At 63.7% G+C, this 16,620-nt stretch carries 11 protein-coding genes; all 11 read right to left on the reverse strand.

The genetic code is table 11. The features are described 5' to 3' along the window. Positions 1 to 335 precede the first annotated feature (335 nt). The gene (locus tag ACLF3M_RS11030; protein ID WP_430656991.1) at positions 336 to 962 is read right to left on the reverse strand and encodes a 4Fe-4S single cluster domain-containing protein; all 627 of its coding nucleotides are present in this window, start codon (positions 960 to 962) and stop codon (positions 336 to 338) included. 20 nt (positions 963 to 982) lie between these two features. After that, positions 983 to 2,839 (reverse strand): AAA family ATPase, encoded by a 1,857-nt coding sequence (locus tag ACLF3M_RS11035; protein WP_430656968.1) that lies wholly within the window; start codon positions 2,837 to 2,839, stop codon positions 983 to 985. 235 nt (positions 2,840 to 3,074) lie between these two features. Further along, entirely contained in the window at positions 3,075 to 4,814 is a 1,740-nt protein-coding gene (locus tag ACLF3M_RS11040; protein WP_430656969.1) for a methyltransferase domain-containing protein, read from the reverse strand. 334 nt (positions 4,815 to 5,148) lie between these two features. After that, on the reverse strand, positions 5,149 to 5,898 hold the full coding sequence (locus ACLF3M_RS11045) for a hypothetical protein (RefSeq protein ID WP_430656970.1): 750 nt from the start codon (positions 5,896 to 5,898) through the stop codon (positions 5,149 to 5,151). Between the two features lie 1,080 nt (positions 5,899 to 6,978). Further along, positions 6,979 to 7,527 carry a hypothetical protein gene (locus ACLF3M_RS11050; protein WP_430656971.1) on the reverse strand — a complete coding sequence of 183 codons (549 nt, stop codon included), beginning with the start codon at positions 7,525 to 7,527 and terminating at the stop codon, positions 6,979 to 6,981. A gap of 497 nt (positions 7,528 to 8,024) precedes the next feature. Then, a complete protein-coding gene (locus ACLF3M_RS11055; RefSeq protein WP_430656972.1) occupies positions 8,025 to 8,693 on the reverse strand; it encodes a metallophosphoesterase family protein in 669 nt (222 codons plus the stop codon). 334 nt (positions 8,694 to 9,027) lie between these two features. After that, the gene (locus ACLF3M_RS11060; protein ID WP_430656973.1) at positions 9,028 to 10,494 is read right to left on the reverse strand and encodes an ATP-binding protein; all 1,467 of its coding nucleotides are present in this window, start codon (positions 10,492 to 10,494) and stop codon (positions 9,028 to 9,030) included. Between the two features lie 602 nt (positions 10,495 to 11,096). Beyond that, a complete protein-coding gene (locus ACLF3M_RS11065; RefSeq protein ID WP_430656974.1) occupies positions 11,097 to 13,175 on the reverse strand; it encodes an AAA family ATPase in 2,079 nt (692 codons plus the stop codon). A gap of 59 nt (positions 13,176 to 13,234) precedes the next feature. Further along, complete coding sequence (locus tag ACLF3M_RS11070) at positions 13,235 to 13,663, reverse strand: DUF6634 family protein (protein ID WP_430656975.1); 429 nt, start codon at positions 13,661 to 13,663, stop codon at positions 13,235 to 13,237. A 307-nt stretch (positions 13,664 to 13,970) separates the two neighbouring features. Beyond that, the gene (locus ACLF3M_RS11075; RefSeq protein ID WP_430656976.1) at positions 13,971 to 14,978 is read right to left on the reverse strand and encodes a DNA N-6-adenine-methyltransferase; all 1,008 of its coding nucleotides are present in this window, start codon (positions 14,976 to 14,978) and stop codon (positions 13,971 to 13,973) included. A gap of 304 nt (positions 14,979 to 15,282) precedes the next feature. Next, positions 15,283 to 16,224: a hypothetical protein gene (locus ACLF3M_RS11080; protein WP_430656977.1), complete on the reverse strand. Its 942-nt coding sequence runs from the start codon at positions 16,222 to 16,224 to the stop codon at positions 15,283 to 15,285. Positions 16,225 to 16,620: the final 396 nt, after the last annotated feature.

A 16,620-nucleotide genomic window follows, 5' to 3' on the forward strand; every position in this document is an offset into this window, starting at 1 on the left:
GCCCTCAATGACGGTCGCGGAAATCGGCTCTGGTTCAGGCGCCCCGTCGGTGGAGGGAGGCTGATCTGATGATTGGAGCTCGGCGCCGCAGACGAGGCAGAGCTGATCGCCTGGCTCCATGGCGTGTCCGTTGGCACACCGCGGACCAATCGCGGGTTGGTCTACTGGAGGTGATGTCGGCTCTGCGACCGGGACAGAAGCAGTGGCGAGAACGTCGGTGAGATCGTAACCGCACTCGTCGCCATTCGCTAACACGTGCTCGCAGTACAGCTCCGAATCGGGACGTTCGGTCCCGCACCCAGGGCAACGTTTGGTCAGTTCCGCAACCGGAGCACTCATGCAGTGGGGACCTTGGCCTCGGTGGTGACTGCGACAAGGGATGTCTCGGAGAGTATGCTGGCTAGCTTTCGCATGTCCCCCGGCCGAGGAATGCCCACTAGGAATACCTGGCCGGTTTCATCATCGAAGACGACGTCCAGCACTCTGTCTGACGGGTCCAGCGCCCGGTCGAATGCTGCGAACCGCTGATGACCGAGGGGCGTCAGCATTGCTAGCCGCTGGTTATCGCTGCCGCGGAGCAACCTGGATTGCGGTGCACGGCCGTCGAACGGGTCAGCGACAAGGCAGTCTATCAGTCCATCCAAGCGTAGCAGTTGAGGGGCGAGGCGTTCGAGGGAGTAGCCGGAGAAAACAAGGATATCCGCTGGGGACCTCGTACGGATGCCAATGAGCAGCTGTTCCAGCGCATCCGGCTGGTCGAACGGCTCACCTCCTGAGACGGTTACGCCGTCAGCTATCGCGAGCGCGTCCCTTGCTTGCCCAAGCAGCAGCTCGACGGTCGTCTTCGGCGGGATGCTCGCCCATGTGTCCACGGACACGCAGCCCGGGCAGCGAATGCTGCACCCCTGGAACCAAATTCCAAGACGCTGGCCAGGACCAAGCGTCGTAACGGGAAAATGCATTCTGGAAAGGGATATCGGGGTCAAGCTCGGGCCAGCTCCAAGGCCGTCACCCCGTCAGGGCGCGAGAAAACACGCTCGATTCGAACCGTCACATCGGACAGCGAGCCCAGGTCAAACAGCGCCCTGGCCAGCGGGTTGATAAGATGAGTTTCGACCTTATTCCGAATTCCGCGACCGCCGTTTGAGAGATCGGCAAGGCAAAGCTCCCTGAGTGCTTCCAGGGCGTCCTGAGCGATGGATACCGTGACGTCACGAGAGGGCACCGCGTCGCGGAGAACGTCGGCTACCATCATGTCGAAGATGTCGTTCGCTACGTCCCGACGAATGAAGTCGAAAACGAGGACGTTGTCGCCGATGCGGTTAAGAATCTCTGGCCGGTTCAGCGTCAGCTTGAAGTGACGCTCAATCTCGCTGCGGACTTGCGTCCGAACATGCTCGAACGGGTCGTCTGGGGTGACGTTGGCAACCCGCGAGCCATCGACCTCGGACCGGAATATGCCGAGGTTCGACGTGAAGATGATGAACGACTCCGAGAAATAGACTCGGTCGCCTCGTCCTGAAGTGAGAACCCCATCGTCGAGGATCTGGAGGAACTTATCGAGTATGCGCGGGTGAGCTTTCTCGATCTCGTCGAACAGGACGACCGAGAACGGCTTCTCGCGGATCGCGTTTGTTAGCTCGCCACCAACGTCGTAGCCGACGTATCCCGGAGGCGCACCGATCAGGCGTTGATCAGAATGCTCAGCCGAGAACTCGGACATGTCGAAGCGAATGTAAGCGCCCTCGTCTCCGAACAGCAGGCGCGTGAGTGTCTTGGCCAGCTCCGTCTTTCCGACGCCTGTTGGTCCAGCAAGGAAGGCAACACCCCTCGGCCGGTTGCCGCGCCGCGGCGCGCCGACACCGGTTACGGCGCGCTTGACGATATCCAGGATGTGGGTGACGGCATGGTCCTGACCTCTGACCCTTGAGCGCAGGAATTCATCTCCGCCTCGGACTTTCTCGAGCGGAATTCGAGACCAGGGGTCCTCAGTCACGCCGACCTTGTAGCGCCTCACCGCGTCCCCCACCGAACTGAATGGGACACCCTCGCTTCGGCCGAGGTCGACGATGGCCATCATGTCTAGGAGGAGGAGGCCCTCCGTCTGGTCGACGAAGGCGTCGAGAGCAGACTTTGCATCCTGTTCGGTGGCAGTACGAAAGCCATCAAGCCGACGCAGCAGCGAGGGAGCGAGCGTGCGCCGGGTGCGGCTGTCGGGCTTGGCGACCGGAATGTGCCGGACCTTAGGGTTCCCAACTAGGAACCAGTCGGGCAGGTCTCCTTCTTTCTCGGCAATCCAGACGACCGTGTTCCAGAAGCGGCGCGCTGGCTCGCCGACCGGCTTCGCTGCAGCCTGGTGGGACAGCACGAGAGCTCGCGTGAAGGCCGCATGCTCCGCAGGGGACAAGTGATCCGCTCGGGACAGGAGTCGGGATGCGAAATCGGCGACCAGGGCCACGGGTCCGCCAGGAGCGGTGACCAGGCGCTCAAGCGTTTCCGCGAAGAGATCCAGGCTTGCAGCAGCCTTGCCGTTAGCGCCTGGCGTCAGCCCAACCGATGTTAGCGCCGCCGCCGCCACGCTGAGGTCTTGCCCCGGGCCGGGTACTGCCTGAAAGCCATTTACAGGGTCGTAGGAGAGCACGGCCGTGTAACCGTCGTCGATGAGTTCTTTAGCCAGCACGCTCACGAGGGGCATCGCAGTCACCTGACCGCCCGCCGCTCGAGTCAATTGGTAATCCCGAACGTTACCAGACAGCACGAACTGCGGCTTGAGGTGCAGGAAGCGGACGAGGTCGCGAACCCAACGCGGCGCTTCATAGCTCGAATTCAGATCGCTCATCTCTTCGCCGCCATGCACAGACAATCGATGGCTCCCCATAGAGACACGTCAAGCGTATTCTCACGACTAGCGCTAGCCAATACAGCAAGCTGCCGTCCCGCGCCGAGGTGAATCGGTTCCTGCTCGCCAAAATCGTTTCTGATCCGTCAGCGTGGCCGGGTGCGCCGCCAGTAGCGGGTTGAGGCCACCACGCCGGTCAAGTGGGGCTCAGGTTAGTCGACCAATTGACTACGGCTCAGGCAACCCCCGCCCACTCTGGCACCTGCTGGTCGCGCCTAAGTCGAAGCCGCTGAAGCCGCACCGCTTCAAACACCTCGTCCAGCCGGGCCTGCGCTCTACTTAGGCCCAGACCTGGCAGGCTCGCTCTCGCCTCCTCTTCAAACCTGGCGCCCAAAGGCGCTACAGGCTCCATAAAGTAGGCGGCCTGCCACCACTCAAGCAGCCGATCCTTACAGGAGAGGAGCAGCTCCTTGGCTGGCAGGCGATCCCTCTTGAGGTGCTGGTTCACCCGACGGTCCGCCGGGAGCAGATTCCACAGGTCGGAGCAGGGCCATGCCGACCAAGGCATGCAATGATCGATGTCCAGGCGCTCTGCATTCAACTTCTTGCCGCTCCAGGCACACAGGAGCGGCCGTCCGGATGCAAGTAGTCCAGTTGCTATCTGACGAGGTAGAGCGACGTCGCGGGCGGGGTCTGACCACGTCATCGCTGCCGCGACAGCGGCCTCGTCCAAGCGCCGCCGCTGGCTTGCCGCGTACCTTTGCATGAGGCGAACCCATTCGGCAGTCACTGCTGGCTCAACCCACGCCGAGAAGCGGCCGAGTGCAGACCACATCGCCCCGGGCACCTCGAGCCTTCCGAACGACCAAAGGTATCCTGCATCGAGCGCCACTTCGGAACCGCGGAGCCTCGGAGCCAACCGGGAGACGGGCAAGATGGGCCCGCCATTCGGGTACGTCATGTAGTGTGCAGGCATCCGCGTGATCGTAGCCGCCGCCTCACGAAGGGCTGCGTGCACCGCAAGTGCTGAATCTCCAGAGAGCCGGACCCCCAGGCGAAGGTCTAACCGCGGGACAGCGCCGCCCAGCAGCGCGCGAAAGCCGTCGCCCGCGAAGCCCAGACGCTGAGCTCCGCGGTTCGTCGGCATCTGCGGTAGATCGGCCGCTACGAGGAGCAAGTAGAGTCGCAGCCAGGTCAACGCAACGAGGCCTAGGGGAAGGTGGACTCGCTCGTCATCGACCTCTTCGGCGATACCCGCCGTCCCGTCGGCGATCCGGGCCAGAGCGCGCAGGAGTCCTAGCTTGTACGTGGATGTCTTCTGGTCGTTCAGAATGACATGGCGTAGCAGCGGAAGTGCGCCGGTTCCGTCGTCGGGCAGCTTGAGCGCCACATTCACCCACGTCACATCGCGACGTTCCAACGGATCCGGTACCGGCTCTGTCAGTACCACAACCATGCCGTGATCGCGGGCCAGCGCCTCCACCTCGGCCAGCGGAACTGCGTGCATCGCTCTTTCCGGCTCCGACGGGCCGTTTCTCAGCGTCATCGCGAGCACACCACCCGGCCGAAGCAGCCCCCCCAACTTGCGGAATGCGCGCCGCCTTTCGGCGGGCGCGACGTGTTGCCAAGCAGCGTTCAACAAGATGAAGTCGAAGGCGAGATTGAGGCGGCCGACCGACGCCAGGGCGGGCAAGCTGTCGTCCAGCCATCTGACCCGGCCTTGCGGATGCAGCTGAAGAGCCTGCTTTCGCATCCCCGCCGCGGGCTCTACGGCGAAGACGTCGTGACCCAACGAGGCAAGCCAAGCAGCGTCCCTGCCAGTGCCCGCGCCCACATCGAGGACCAAGCCGTGGGCATCGGGTAGCAGAGGACGCAGCCAAGCCAGGGCTTTGGATGGCTCGATGAGAGCATAATCGGCTGCAAGCCTAGCTGCGTTTGCATCGTACCAGGCTATCGGGTCTGCTTGGCCGGACACCAAGTCAGTCTATAGGGCAGCATAGCTCGACCGGAAGCATCAAATAGCTTCCGCTAGTCGTGCGATCCACGAAGATGGTTCCCGGTGGCTGGCAGTCGAGACAGAACCATCGACATCGATCAGGCCACTAAGAGCAGACTTTCGCCTGGCTCCGCGTCCTCCGCGAGGACGAGGCCTAGCGCCTCGAGAGCGCGCCTTGCGCGTCCAGGTGCACCACGCATATCCAACAAGCGCTGCGAAAGTCGGCTCCTAGCCAGCCGGGATAGTCGCAGGTGGGCACAGGAAACCCACAACCTCGGTGGAGGCGCTGGATCGCTGGCCGCGGCGCTCAGGGTTAGCCGTGACCCGCGTCGCGCACGCCGGGCAAGCGCCTCCTTCGCTTCACCTCGCGGATCGAGATGCCGTTCAGGCGGGCAAGCTCGCGGTTGCTGAACTCCGGCCCGACGACCGGCTGCTCCCGTACCTGCCGTTTCACCGCTGCGAGTGCGAGCTTCTCCATCTTCTCCGCCAGTAGCTGGTCCAACCGCACTTGCAACTCGGCGAGCAGGGTCGCCCGCCTCCTGGACAGCCGCTCCTCGGCTTCGGCAGCGGCCTCCGAAAGGCGCCGGTCCATCCTTGCGACGAGTTCCCGGACCACCGCCTCCTGCTGCTCTGCGTGCTGATTTACCTGACGGGTCGCGAGCGACTTCTGAGCGATGATCGCGAGGCGCAGCTCCTCCTTGGCCTTCTCAAGCATATCCGCCTTCTGCTCGGCGATCTTGGCCCGCTCGGCATTGAGCGCCCTATCTACCTGGGCTTCCAGCTTCTGGATGATATCCTCGAACTCTGCTGTGGCCCTCTCGGCCCGTGCCTCCAACTGCCCGACGGCGGCTCGGACCTCACTGGTGACGCGTTCAGCCATCGGCTTCGCCTCATCCTCGGCGAGCAACTCCACGAGGACGGCCCGCATAACCGCGATCGAGGCTGGGTCGCGCAGCAGCGGTGCAAGGTGCTTGCGCAACGCAGCACGACCTTCGTCGCTCGCAGCAAACGTCGCCGCCTCCTTCGCGGCCAGCTCCCTGATCGAGGATTCCTTCCAGAGCATGACGCCGCACTCCAACAACTGGCCAGCGGCTCACAACGGCCAAAGGGTCCCTTACTGGCCTGTCCGCCTTCATCCTGCCTGCCGGAGAGACGGTGGGCTCGCCCGGTCCGCCGCCCCACCCGGTTGAATGCCCCACCGCCCAGTCGGAAGGTCGTCGGGTGGGTCGTTTCCCACGACAGGGCCATCGTCCCTGTTTTCCCTGCCGATCCGCAGCGTGCTGGTGGCACCCGGCGTGGGGTCGGTCGGCCGTCGGCCACCCCTCCCGCGAAAGGTCAAGTGACTGGCTTTCCGCCTAGCTGTTTCACCTCCACGATCTCCGGAGGTACCACCCCCGGCCGTGCGGCCCGGCTGGTTAGGCCGGACCGAGCTGTTGTGAGCCAGAGGTAGTGTACCACCCTTGCATCAGCGGAACAGCATTGAGTTGCCGCCAAGTGCCGCGCCTAGGCCGACGCTGCGTAAGTTAGTGACGTCGATGCATAGCACGCAGGACGGGCGTTCTGCCAAAGCGGCGCAGAGACTGCCCTATCGCCCTTTTGGCCAGATAGCCGCGCGTATCTGTGCGAGTTCGTCTTCCGTGGGTGTCCACCGCTCTTCGCGTATCACTGCTTGTCGCGCGAGCCTCGCGGTCACTGACACGACAGTTCCCGATTGCTCCTTCTCTTTCGCCAGATCGTAGGCTGTGTCCATAAAGCGTCCTGCACCGCGGGCCAGCGCTGCCGCAGCGCTTCCTCGCTCATCGAACTCGAAGTAGGCGCATTGAATGAAGTTGATGGACAGAGGACGGCGCCCTTCGCTCTCCAAGGAGACGTCGACGTAACGGAGCCGCTTTCCCGCGTACTCTGGCAGCGTTGCCGCACCTGTCGGAAGTAGGTTTGCGACCCGCTGAGGAATGCGCCGAAGCGTCCCATCTTCCTCGAAAATGAACAACCGTGAGGCCACGCACCGCTCCTGTTCCAAACAGCGTCCACCCATCCACTTTGCAGTCGCTTTATTTCGCCTTCAACTACCTACGACAGAATATGCGCACGGGTAGTGACCAAAGGTCGGCGCTGTACCTGATGGTGGTTCTTCCGTCGCAGGTCAGCCGTGAAAGAGGTTCAGCGCAAGGGCTGCGGCGATCTCCCGGGCTGCCTCGCCAAGTCCCTTTCTCATGGTGCGGTCGGCGATTGACCCGGCGCGCCCACCCCAACCGTTTTGCCATGTGACGCCCGAAATGACTCGACCAGACTGTGTGCTGTTCACACGCGCAGACGCGCTCTGAGGCTGCTGATCATACCCACCAGCGGCCCTGACCGTCAGCACGGCGTCAATGCCCTGTTCGCGGAGCCTCGCAAGGCCCTCAGGCCGGGCAATCTCTACCTCGTTCAGGTTCAGCCGAGCCATCAGCCGTGACGTATCGGATCCGTCAATGACGGTGTACCCTCGATTGCTGATCTCCACCGCTACTGCATCGGCCAGCAATCCACCGCCGGGCATTATGGCGATTGCCCGCACCGGATGCGCAGGTCCGCTGACGACGGGAACGCTGGATACCTGAGATCCACCGCAGCCCGCGAGCGCAGTCAAAGCGAGTGATGCGGATAGGAGGGAACGACGCTCGAAATAAGACATGCCTGCCCTGTCGCTCACGCAAAAAAGGTCTGGGTTGTAGGTCAATTGCCAAGAAGCGCCTGGATGCTAACGCAAGCTGTCCAACGTCCTCGTCAGACCTCCCGCAGTACAAAAAAGGACCCGCCAGGGTCCGAACCCCCGGTGGGCATTCAGGTCAACGACTGCGCCAAGGCCGCCAGCGCTACTTAGGTACTGGCCGATGTCTCCCGGCTCTCCTTGCCCGCCACGCCCCCCAGCCGTGGATGCCTATGGCGGCTGAAGCGGAGGTCCGTGTCGTTCTCCCCGACCGTCAGCGCAGCGAAGACACGCGACGGCACGTCCTGGAACGACTGCGTTCCCGTCGAAGCCCACCGGAACAGCGCGATGGTCTTATGGTCACCTTCGCTACCTTCGCCGAGACCAAGGCAGCCAGTCTGTCCGACGATGGGATCAGGGCCGCGGCAGCTAGGTTGATGCGATGACTGGCGGCTAATTGAGGCGCGAACCACCGCGCGCCAAGGAGTATGGTGGCTTGCTTACCGCAACCGGAAGACAGTGGCGCGTGCCAGCCCGCGCACCTGCACATCCGTGTCAGGAATCACCCCTTCGTAGTTCTCGTGGTGATGGCCATGGACGACGAGTTTCGCTCGGCACGCCTTCGCTGCCTCGTCGATGTCGGAATAGCCATGCCGGTGCGAAGAGGGAGCTTCGTGGGTCACAAGGATATCTGCATGGAACTGCTGGAGTTTCTCGATGTCTTCCAGAAAGATCGCATCCCGCGCGCGAAGAGGCAGCCCACCGCGCCATCGCTGTGATGGCGGCGTCGCCTTCAGCATATCCCTACGGGTAAGGAAGCTCAGTTGAGCATCTTGGGCTCTGACGTCCCACACCATCTTGTTGAACACACCACCCAGTCCAACCACGACGCGGCCACCAAATGTTGCCGCGGTGGCATGCAGGTTCCAGCCCGGCCGATCGCCCCAGAGGTTGTCGTGCCACTCCGGCCGATCGATGTCATGGTTTCCGTGGATCCAGCGAACCGGAATGCCCGCTTCGGCGATGGGCGCGACTTCCTGGCTGAGTGGCCGGTCCAGATCACAGTCACCGAGGATGACAACGGCTTCGGGTCGCTCTTCCCGGCAGGCCCGGAGCAAAGGGCGCCATTCACCATGGGGATCGCCATAGAAGATGATGCCGCCCGACATGACGGATATCGTAACGAGCTAGGCGCGTCGGTGCCACCATAGAGTGCTCGGAGTTGCCTGAACTACCATTGGATCTCTGAACTGGCGTGTGTCAGGCCCCGCCATGGGCGTCTAGAGACGATGAGCGGCCGAAGCTCGTGGCGACAAGTGTTATCGCTCACTAACGCGCTTCGGCCGCTCTACACCGACACTCGACAAGATGCCCCAATGTCGCCGCGCCGCGCAGGGACCGCGCCAACCTGAAGCGAGAGTTCGCCATCAGCCGCGGTGTCTCCTGCAAACCCGCCCGGCATATTCCTTGTCGGCGGGGTCCCCCCCCTCTCACCAATGAACCTCAGTACTGCGAAGGGGCGTTCGCATCGTACGCCAGGAGCTCCGGGTCCGCAGCCACGGCGACGGCAAGGCGGGCACCCAGCCTGGTCAGAGCCCGGTAGTACCTGTCGCTCAGGTGGTCACCGCAGTACTCGTGGCCGAGCTCATGGATGAGCAGGTCCAGCACGGGCTCCGACGGCCCCTTGGCAAAGAATGCCGCGCCGAGCCGCCCTTTGTTCAGGAACAGTGTGCCTTCTGGACCGTAGCAAGCGGCCCAGAAGATGCGCGGCTCATTCGCGATTTCGACCCTAATGGGGTGGCCGACCAGCACCTTCGCAAGGCGTTTGTACAACGCCACCGTAGCTCGGATTGCGCCGCTCCACTCCGAGGGGTTCAGCAGGATTAAAGGCGACCCGTCCGCGTGAAAGGGCTTTGGGCTGGGCGTTACCTGTCCAGCGGGAAGAAGTGCCCCGGCTGCGCGGACGTTCTCCCATTCTTCCAATGAGAGTTGGCCGCCGTGGACGACGCGATAGCCCTTCACGACCGCCAGCTTGTTCGCCTCGGCATCTGACGGGTCGTAGACGACGGCGTTCGGGCCGAAGCGGTGGCCGACCACCGTCCTAACGGCCTCCGGCGCCACCACTTTCGTTCCCATCGCTTCGCGCACCCAGGTGCCGCGCGCTTCTTCGGCCTCGAGCAAGCCGTGTGTGGCGTTCAGTACCAGGCCTCGAAGGTGTCGAAGGTATGCTGGCGGCACGTGCTCGCGGTCGAAGCCGAGCGGGACTTTCTGCTGGACGTCGACGTGGAAGGAGTCGCTGGTTTCGACCACCGGGATGCCCAATTCGTACAGGCATCCAGTTTCACCCGGGAATGGCCTGATGACCCGGACCGTCGTGGTTCGGCTCGTCCCACGGAGGTTGCCTTCGGCGTCGGCGACCTCTGTACGCAGCGAAGCTTCGAAGGTGGCTGCAGCCTCGCGCTCCTGCAACGGCATACCGTTGAAGGTAGTCACCACGCCGAGTGGCGGGAGTAGACGACCCATGGCCTCACAGCAGGCATCGAGCTCAGCATTCGTAAGGCGTAGGCGACCCGTGAAGCGCGAGCCGCGCTCCCGGCGCTTACGAACGGCGTGACGGCCTGCCGCGTCGAAGCGGACTCCTCCGGTCGTTGTCACGATCTCCGCTTCTTCGCAGAGCGCCAGGACCAGCTTTTCGCCTAAGTTGAAGCGCCCTCGCTTTTCGGCCGCACCCTTCTTCGTGCTTTCGGCAAACAGGGTCCAAGAATGTGCCAGGTTGGCGAAGCCTTTCGCATCGTCATCCTCGACAACAAGCTCGGCAACCCGGGCGCCGGGTTTCTTTGTCAGCGTCACGTCCACTCGTGTGACGTCCTGGTCCCAGGCATTCTGAATCAGCTCGTGAAGAACGAACTCCTTGCCCTTGCGCTCAAGCAGGCGGGTCAGCCCATTACGGTCCACGTCGAACCATTGCATGTCACGTTCATCCCAGTCCTGGCACGCCGCCTCGGGCGGGCAGTGCCTCGTGTTGCACAACGACCGCGGCGGCCTGCCGTCACCGGCAGGCGCTTCTGGGATATGCGCTGGGTGAGCTTCATCTTGTGCGCCGTCACGCGACGCGGTGCCCGCGAACGTGCGGGGCCGCGCGAGTGCAGCCCGCGCGCTGCGGAACGGAATGCGGGACAGAAGGGGAATCGGGGCCTGCTTCCATGCCGCTATCAGCTCCGTGGGTGATATCTGCACTGGTTGGGAGAGCCATGGACGCACCTTGTGGCAATACGCCGCCGCCCGCGACGCGGAACACACGAGCAGAAGGCGCCGCGGCGGATGCCGCGGCGCATACTCTGCTACTTGGAGGGTTTGCCGATGCTCATGCCTCGGCGCCTCTACCTCGCCTTACGGCGCAGAGGTCATATGAGGCGCCAGGATCCAAGCATCTGCATGCCTACTTCCATACCTCAACCGCGATAAGAGTTCAAGATCGCAACGGATCGGTGGTGGTCGTGCTGGGCCAAACACATCGCTCGTGTCGTCCCTGCCGCTCGGCCGCGGTCGACCTTGCGTGGGCCCGACCACGCCTAGCGTCGGTAGGCCGCGAGCAGACGCCTAGTCACGCTCTGGTTCGTCGGTCGGCGGGCAGATGGCGGCCGCTTCCGGCTAGTCCTTGATCTCGCGGCGCCCCTCTCACCGAGTAGCGCTTCGACGTCCTGTCCCGAGACCGAGCTCCGTTCCAGCAAGAGCGCGGCAATCCGTTCAATTTGCCCTTGACCACGGTTCACAACGTCCACAGCCACCTGGTGACCCTCAGCCAGGAGTGCATTGGCGCGGGCCGCCAGCTCAGGTTGGGCGGCCAGGAGAGATGGCACGTCCTCCGGCGGGATGGGACCCATCCAAAGCGATGGCGCGGCCTGCCCGTCTGCGTCCAGACTGAAAGCAGACACGCCCATCACTGCGAGCCAGGTTGCTTGCGCGAGATCGCTGGCGACCGTCCCACCTGCGCCGGACGACGCCTGCCCCAGGACGACAGCCTCCGCCGCTCGCCCGGCTAGCCTTTCGGCAAGCCGGGTTACGAGGGTCTCACGCGTCATGTTGCGGTCGACGTCGCCCGGACCGTAACTGATCCACTCAACGCTTCCGAAGGACCCGTTCGGCGCATTCGGGGTGATTGTCACCGATCGCAGGGCGCCCGGACGCAGGACGGAGATGGCGAGAGCGTGGCCAGCTTCGTGAATCGCAACGCGCCATAGCGTTTCCGGCGTAGTCGCTACCGCGCGGTTTGGAACTTCTTTGTCCAAGTCCCGATGCTCGAGCGGCCTGCCCTGGTGCCTTGCAGTTCGGCGCGCCGATCGGATCCACTGCTCCACATGGGCGCCGGAGTGCCCGGTCGCCCGCCTAGCCAGGTCCGACAGATCTGCATCGCGTAGATCCGCAGCTAGATGGTGCCGCATGATGCCCTCGAGGGCCTTCGCGTCCGGCAAGTCAATCGTGATGCTCCGGTCGAGCCTCCCGGGCCGCAGAATGGCTTTATCAAGCGCTTCTGGGTGATTGGTTGCCCCGATCAGGACGACACCTTCCCGGTTCTCAATGCCGTCTACCAATTCAAGGAAGGAGTTGATGACCTGGACGCCGTAGTCGCGGTTCCGATCTTCGTAGCGTGTCCGGTTACCCAGGCTGTCCATCTCGTCAACAAACAAGATGCAGGGTGCTAGCTTCCTGGCCTCCGAGAAGGTGTCCCGCATCGCCCGCAGCATATCTCCGAGGTGGCCAGTTCCGCTTGCCTGCCACGCTGCGACCGACCCGACGACCAATGGGACTGAGCACTCCTGGGCAAGCGCACGTGCGAACGTTGTCTTCCCCGTGCCCGTCGGCCCGCAGATCAGCGCGCCGCGGTCGATTGCCGACCACGAAAGCTGGCCGGATCGGTAGTCGCTCAGGTCGCGAGCGAGGGAGTGCCCCCACTCGACGGCTGCGTCCATGCCATGCAAATCGCCAAGACGAGGCGCGTCGACCGGCTTGCCCCTGCGCGCGCTGGCCAGGTCGACGGTTCTGCGCAGCATCTCATCCGGATCCGGCTCCGGACGGACGGATAGCAGCAGATCGCCTGGCATTACGAGGCCCGCCTGCTCGTCGGTGGGCTGGAACTTCGCCTCCTTCTTGCAGTATGCCGAAACAGCCTGGCGCAGACGTTCCCCACTCAACGGCGAGATCCACACTGTTCGATCCGCGACACGGCACAGGTCCTGGGGAAGTCGCGAAGGGTCAGGGCTGAAGCCGTACACCGCCTGGCCTCGAGCGAGCGCTGCGGCAACCCTGTTCCGACCGTCTGGACCCCGGACGCGCGAGGGATACGCTGTTGAGCTCTCCAGACACCGAAACTCGACCCACCGCGCAGTCGACAGGCTTTCGTCATCGCCGTCGTTCGGCACCTCTTCCGTAGCGAGGACGAGCTCGCGCCACGCTTCGGCAACCTCGTTCACCCACTCCTCATGGGGAACTTCGACGACGATCGCCGCTGACGGCCTCGTCGCCGCCCGCGCGAGGTCCGGCTGTTTCGCCAGCGCCTGGGAGACCATCGCCCGGGCGACGAACGGTAGCGGGCATGGTGCCACTCTGCCCAGCTTCGCGCGCTTCAGAAGATAGCGGTCGGAGACAGCCATCAGGTCTTCGGCACCGCGGACTTGCGCCCGCGGCTTCCCGTGGGGGGTCTTGGCTTGCCTCATGACGCTGCCCCGCAATGCAGCCGCCGGAGGGGCGAGACCACGCCTCGGTTTACATGAGCACCAAGTCGGTAGTACCGGCTCTCGGTGCGCGCCCACCCTTCCGAGGGTCGGATCAGCCAGAGCCGAGAGGTCGTAACGCCCGGCCCCGACATAAGCGGGTGCCCAAGGACGTCACCGCTGAGACACAGCATGTCGCGGCGGGCAATCGCCCAGTTCACCAGAAGCGGAGCATCGGCGAGTTCGGCCGCACTGGGCCCCTCCCCCGACTGAATGCGCACTAGGTCGTCGGCGAGCCTTCGTAACTGCCGGACCGTCTCGCTGGCATGCTCAAGGTTACGGCCCTTGCGGCCGAACGGGATCGTCATGTGGTTGCTCTCTGCCTGGATATGCGCGGATCGCCGTTCTGGACGGCTCGCCGACGGCATGATCGGAGCAGGCAGCGCCTACGCGCCGATCAGACCTCGTCGGCGAAGGTGCCTATTCGCCGCGTGGTGGCAGAGCACAGCTGCGGCGCTCGTCCCCGAGGGATCTCCCACCGAGGCGTCGAGAACGCGATGTTCATCGAGGACCGCAACATACGGCAACATGACAGCAGTTCGGCGCGGAGAGTCAACGAATAAATCTGATAACCTGCTGTTTTTAATGGTGAATCCGCAGGGGCCTTGGTGCGCCGGTGCGCCGACTCCTGCGTATCGGCGCACCGGCGCATCGCGCATCGCAAGCGAACTTCACTCAGGCGGCGCTTGCGCTCCGATGTGCTAGGCTGGGTCCGAGCAGACGGGCCAGCCTCGTGCGGGCGACGCGATGGGTGGCCAATACGCAGAACGCGTCGGGCCACTCCTCCGAGATTGCCAACACTTCCTCTTCGCTGGCGCCCCAGACAGCGATGGCGCTCGGAAAGGGCGCCGTTCCGTCGCCGTCCCCGAAGCGCAGGCGGCCACGCAAGAACCAGGTGTCGGCATGCCCGGCCACGTCATCGTGCCACCAACGCGTGTCGACGCGCGCAGGGATGAGACCAACGACGACCAGCGCGTTGCTAGATGCGACTTCTTCGCGAGCCTTCCGCACCCAGAGGTCCATGCTCGAGCCGTAAGGCGGGTTCATAAAGGCGCTTCCCGTCCAAGGCTGAGCCAGACCGTCATCCACCTTGGTGTAATGGCGCGAGGCAGGCACGCGAGAGTACTCTGCGCCTGGCGAGCACGGGTCTAGGTCGAACGAACGTCCCAGAGCTAGCGTCAGCCGGTCCAGAAACTCGGGCGGCGTCGGCCAATCATCCTTCGCCGACGACGTCGCTGCCGAGCCGTAAAAGGTCGGGCGCGCGTCAACTGGCAAAAGCGTCAGTCGCGCGTGGAGAGCACGGCCGACCGCTTCGAGCTCGTTCAGCTGGCCGAGGTTACCTCTCTCGACCTTGCGAACGGTGTCGACATTCACCTTGGCAATGCGCGCCAGTTCGTCCACGGACATCCCCCGCCGTTGGCGCTGAGCGCCAATACGCGAGCCGATATCGCCACCTGGCGGGAGTGAGCGAGCGTCCAGCTTTATCGCCACCGCCTCTGCAAGCCGGATGTATGCTGAACTGGAGCCTCTGCCTGCCTCGGCCTGGCGAGCGGCGTTGCCGCTGCAGCCGCCGAGTTCGGCGAGAGCCACGAGAGATAGCCCCCTTGCCTTCCGCATTTTCTGCAGCTGGCGAGCAAGGAGCGAGGTGGTGCGAATTGCGGCCATCGATTCCCACATCGTCATCTGAGCCACCAACAGACCCCTGGGCAGGTTGGCGGACGCGTTGCGACGTCGCGCGCCTCCGGCCAAAAGAGCCGAAGGCGCGCGCTATCGTCCCGAGGCGACCTGGATACCTCGGAGCGTACTCTTATTTCAGGTTGGTGGGGTCATGCGGCCGACCCTCGACGCCACGCGTACCTTTCGGCACGTCGTCATATCAGGCGGAGGGTTCCAATCGGGCGCATGTGAACTTCTATGCCGGATTCGGAAGGAAAATGCAATGCCGGAACTTGGGTCGGCCGCGCCACCTTCGGCCCGCTTTCGCAATTCAAGCGAGGTCAGGTAGGCGAGCACCTTCGAGTTTCGGAAACGGCTCGGCGCTCTTGCCGGTAGCGTGCCATCGGAAGTCGCGCATGGAGACGGTCTCTTCAGCCTGCCAAAGGTTCCACGACTTGATCATCAGGGCGAACCGCTCCAGGAGGCCTTCACGGGTCCCGATTGGGGCCTCCACACCGCGCATCAGCCGCTCCCTGAGTTGGTAGGCGGGGTTGTCGCGCGACGCCTCCAGGCCTGTTGCGAGCGTATAGAGCCACTCCTGCAGGCGCGCGCGCCCCGGCGAGCGGGAGGCGAGATACGCAGTCGCGTACAGGGGGGTGCTGCGGACGGATTTCGGGAAGCTATAGCCTTGGACCATGGCGATGGCGTCGCCGATGTCCTTCAGGCGATCGAAGGCCCTTGCCACTTCGTCGTTGGACACGAATTCGCGGATCGAATCAGGCAGGCCACGCTTGTAAAGGATCAGCAGCCGGACCGCTGATGCGACCTGGCTCCCGTAGGACGCCCCCTTGATGGTGAGGACATCGCCGGCAGTGCGGCTCGCACCGGTGTCCGTCTTACTGAACACCCGCCGCGGAATGCCGAAGCGGACATCCATATCGACGACGGCGTCAGACTCAACCACGGCGAAGAGCCGATGCTGGCCGTTGTTGAGGATGCCCTCAGCCGAGATGATTATGGGTTCGCCGGTATTCTCGAAATCACCCGAGCGCATTTGCCGAGCGAGCGTTTCAAGCTTCCGCCGATTGATCTTGCGATTGGCCGTGTTGAACTCGAGGACCTTCTCGGCAAATGGCTTATCAAACACCAGCGTTTTGGTGCCGTAGTGCTCACGCACAAGGCGTTCGAACTCACCCGGCGTGACCCGCTTCGCATGCGGGTTGCGTTCCCTCTCGGCAGCGCTCTGCTGATCTGTGCGTCGCTTATCAGCCATCGATCTCGTTCCGTGTGGCCGCGCCAAACATTGTCGCGGCAGGGATTAGTTTTCACACAAGGCCGTTCATATGGCGCTTATCGCGGACTTTTGTGAAGCGGCCTGCGGATTGCCGCAGCGGGTGGAACCATCCCGGGCCAATTGAAGGCCACGCAAATGACGCCTTCACGATGACATCCAGATCGCCGACAGGACGGACTTTGGAGCTTCGCCCGCTGTGGTTCCAGGATCGGGGACAGGTGCTCGGCAATCATCTCGCGTCCCGGGGTCGCGAGTCCAACGAAGCAGGGTTCCGCGCCGGGAAGTTGCGCCTACCCAACTGGCTCTGTTGGGCGCGGCTCTTCTAACTGCTGGACCAGCTTCGATTCGCTTGGCTACGAGCAATGTGGGGCCGCA

The sequence above is a fragment of the Falsiroseomonas sp. HW251 genome (genome assembly GCF_050563545.1).
In the GTDB taxonomy this organism is placed as follows: domain Bacteria; phylum Pseudomonadota; class Alphaproteobacteria; order Acetobacterales; family Acetobacteraceae; genus Falsiroseomonas.

What these genes read in the sequence shown, in the direction of transcription:
- ACLF3M_RS11060 (WP_430656973.1), bottom strand. Translation starts at nt 10,494, where the DNA reads ATGCAATGGTTCGACGTGGACCGTAATGGGCTGACCCGCCTGCTTGAG.
- ACLF3M_RS11035 (WP_430656968.1), bottom strand. Translation starts at nt 2,839, where the DNA reads ATGAGCGATCTGAATTCGAGCTATGAAGCGCCGCGTTGGGTTCGCGAC.
- ACLF3M_RS11070 (WP_430656975.1), bottom strand. Translation starts at nt 13,663, where the DNA reads ATGCCGTCGGCGAGCCGTCCAGAACGGCGATCCGCGCATATCCAGGCA.
- ACLF3M_RS11065 (WP_430656974.1), bottom strand. Translation starts at nt 13,175, where the DNA reads ATGGCTGTCTCCGACCGCTATCTTCTGAAGCGCGCGAAGCTGGGCAGA.
- ACLF3M_RS11055 (WP_430656972.1), bottom strand. Translation starts at nt 8,693, where the DNA reads ATGTCGGGCGGCATCATCTTCTATGGCGATCCCCATGGTGAATGGCGC.
- ACLF3M_RS11030 (WP_430656991.1), bottom strand. Translation starts at nt 962, where the DNA reads ATGCATTTTCCCGTTACGACGCTTGGTCCTGGCCAGCGTCTTGGAATT.
- ACLF3M_RS11080 (WP_430656977.1), bottom strand. Translation starts at nt 16,224, where the DNA reads ATGGCTGATAAGCGACGCACAGATCAGCAGAGCGCTGCCGAGAGGGAA.
- ACLF3M_RS11045 (WP_430656970.1), bottom strand. Translation starts at nt 5,898, where the DNA reads ATGCTCTGGAAGGAATCCTCGATCAGGGAGCTGGCCGCGAAGGAGGCG.
- ACLF3M_RS11075 (WP_430656976.1), bottom strand. Translation starts at nt 14,978, where the DNA reads ATGACGATGTGGGAATCGATGGCCGCAATTCGCACCACCTCGCTCCTT.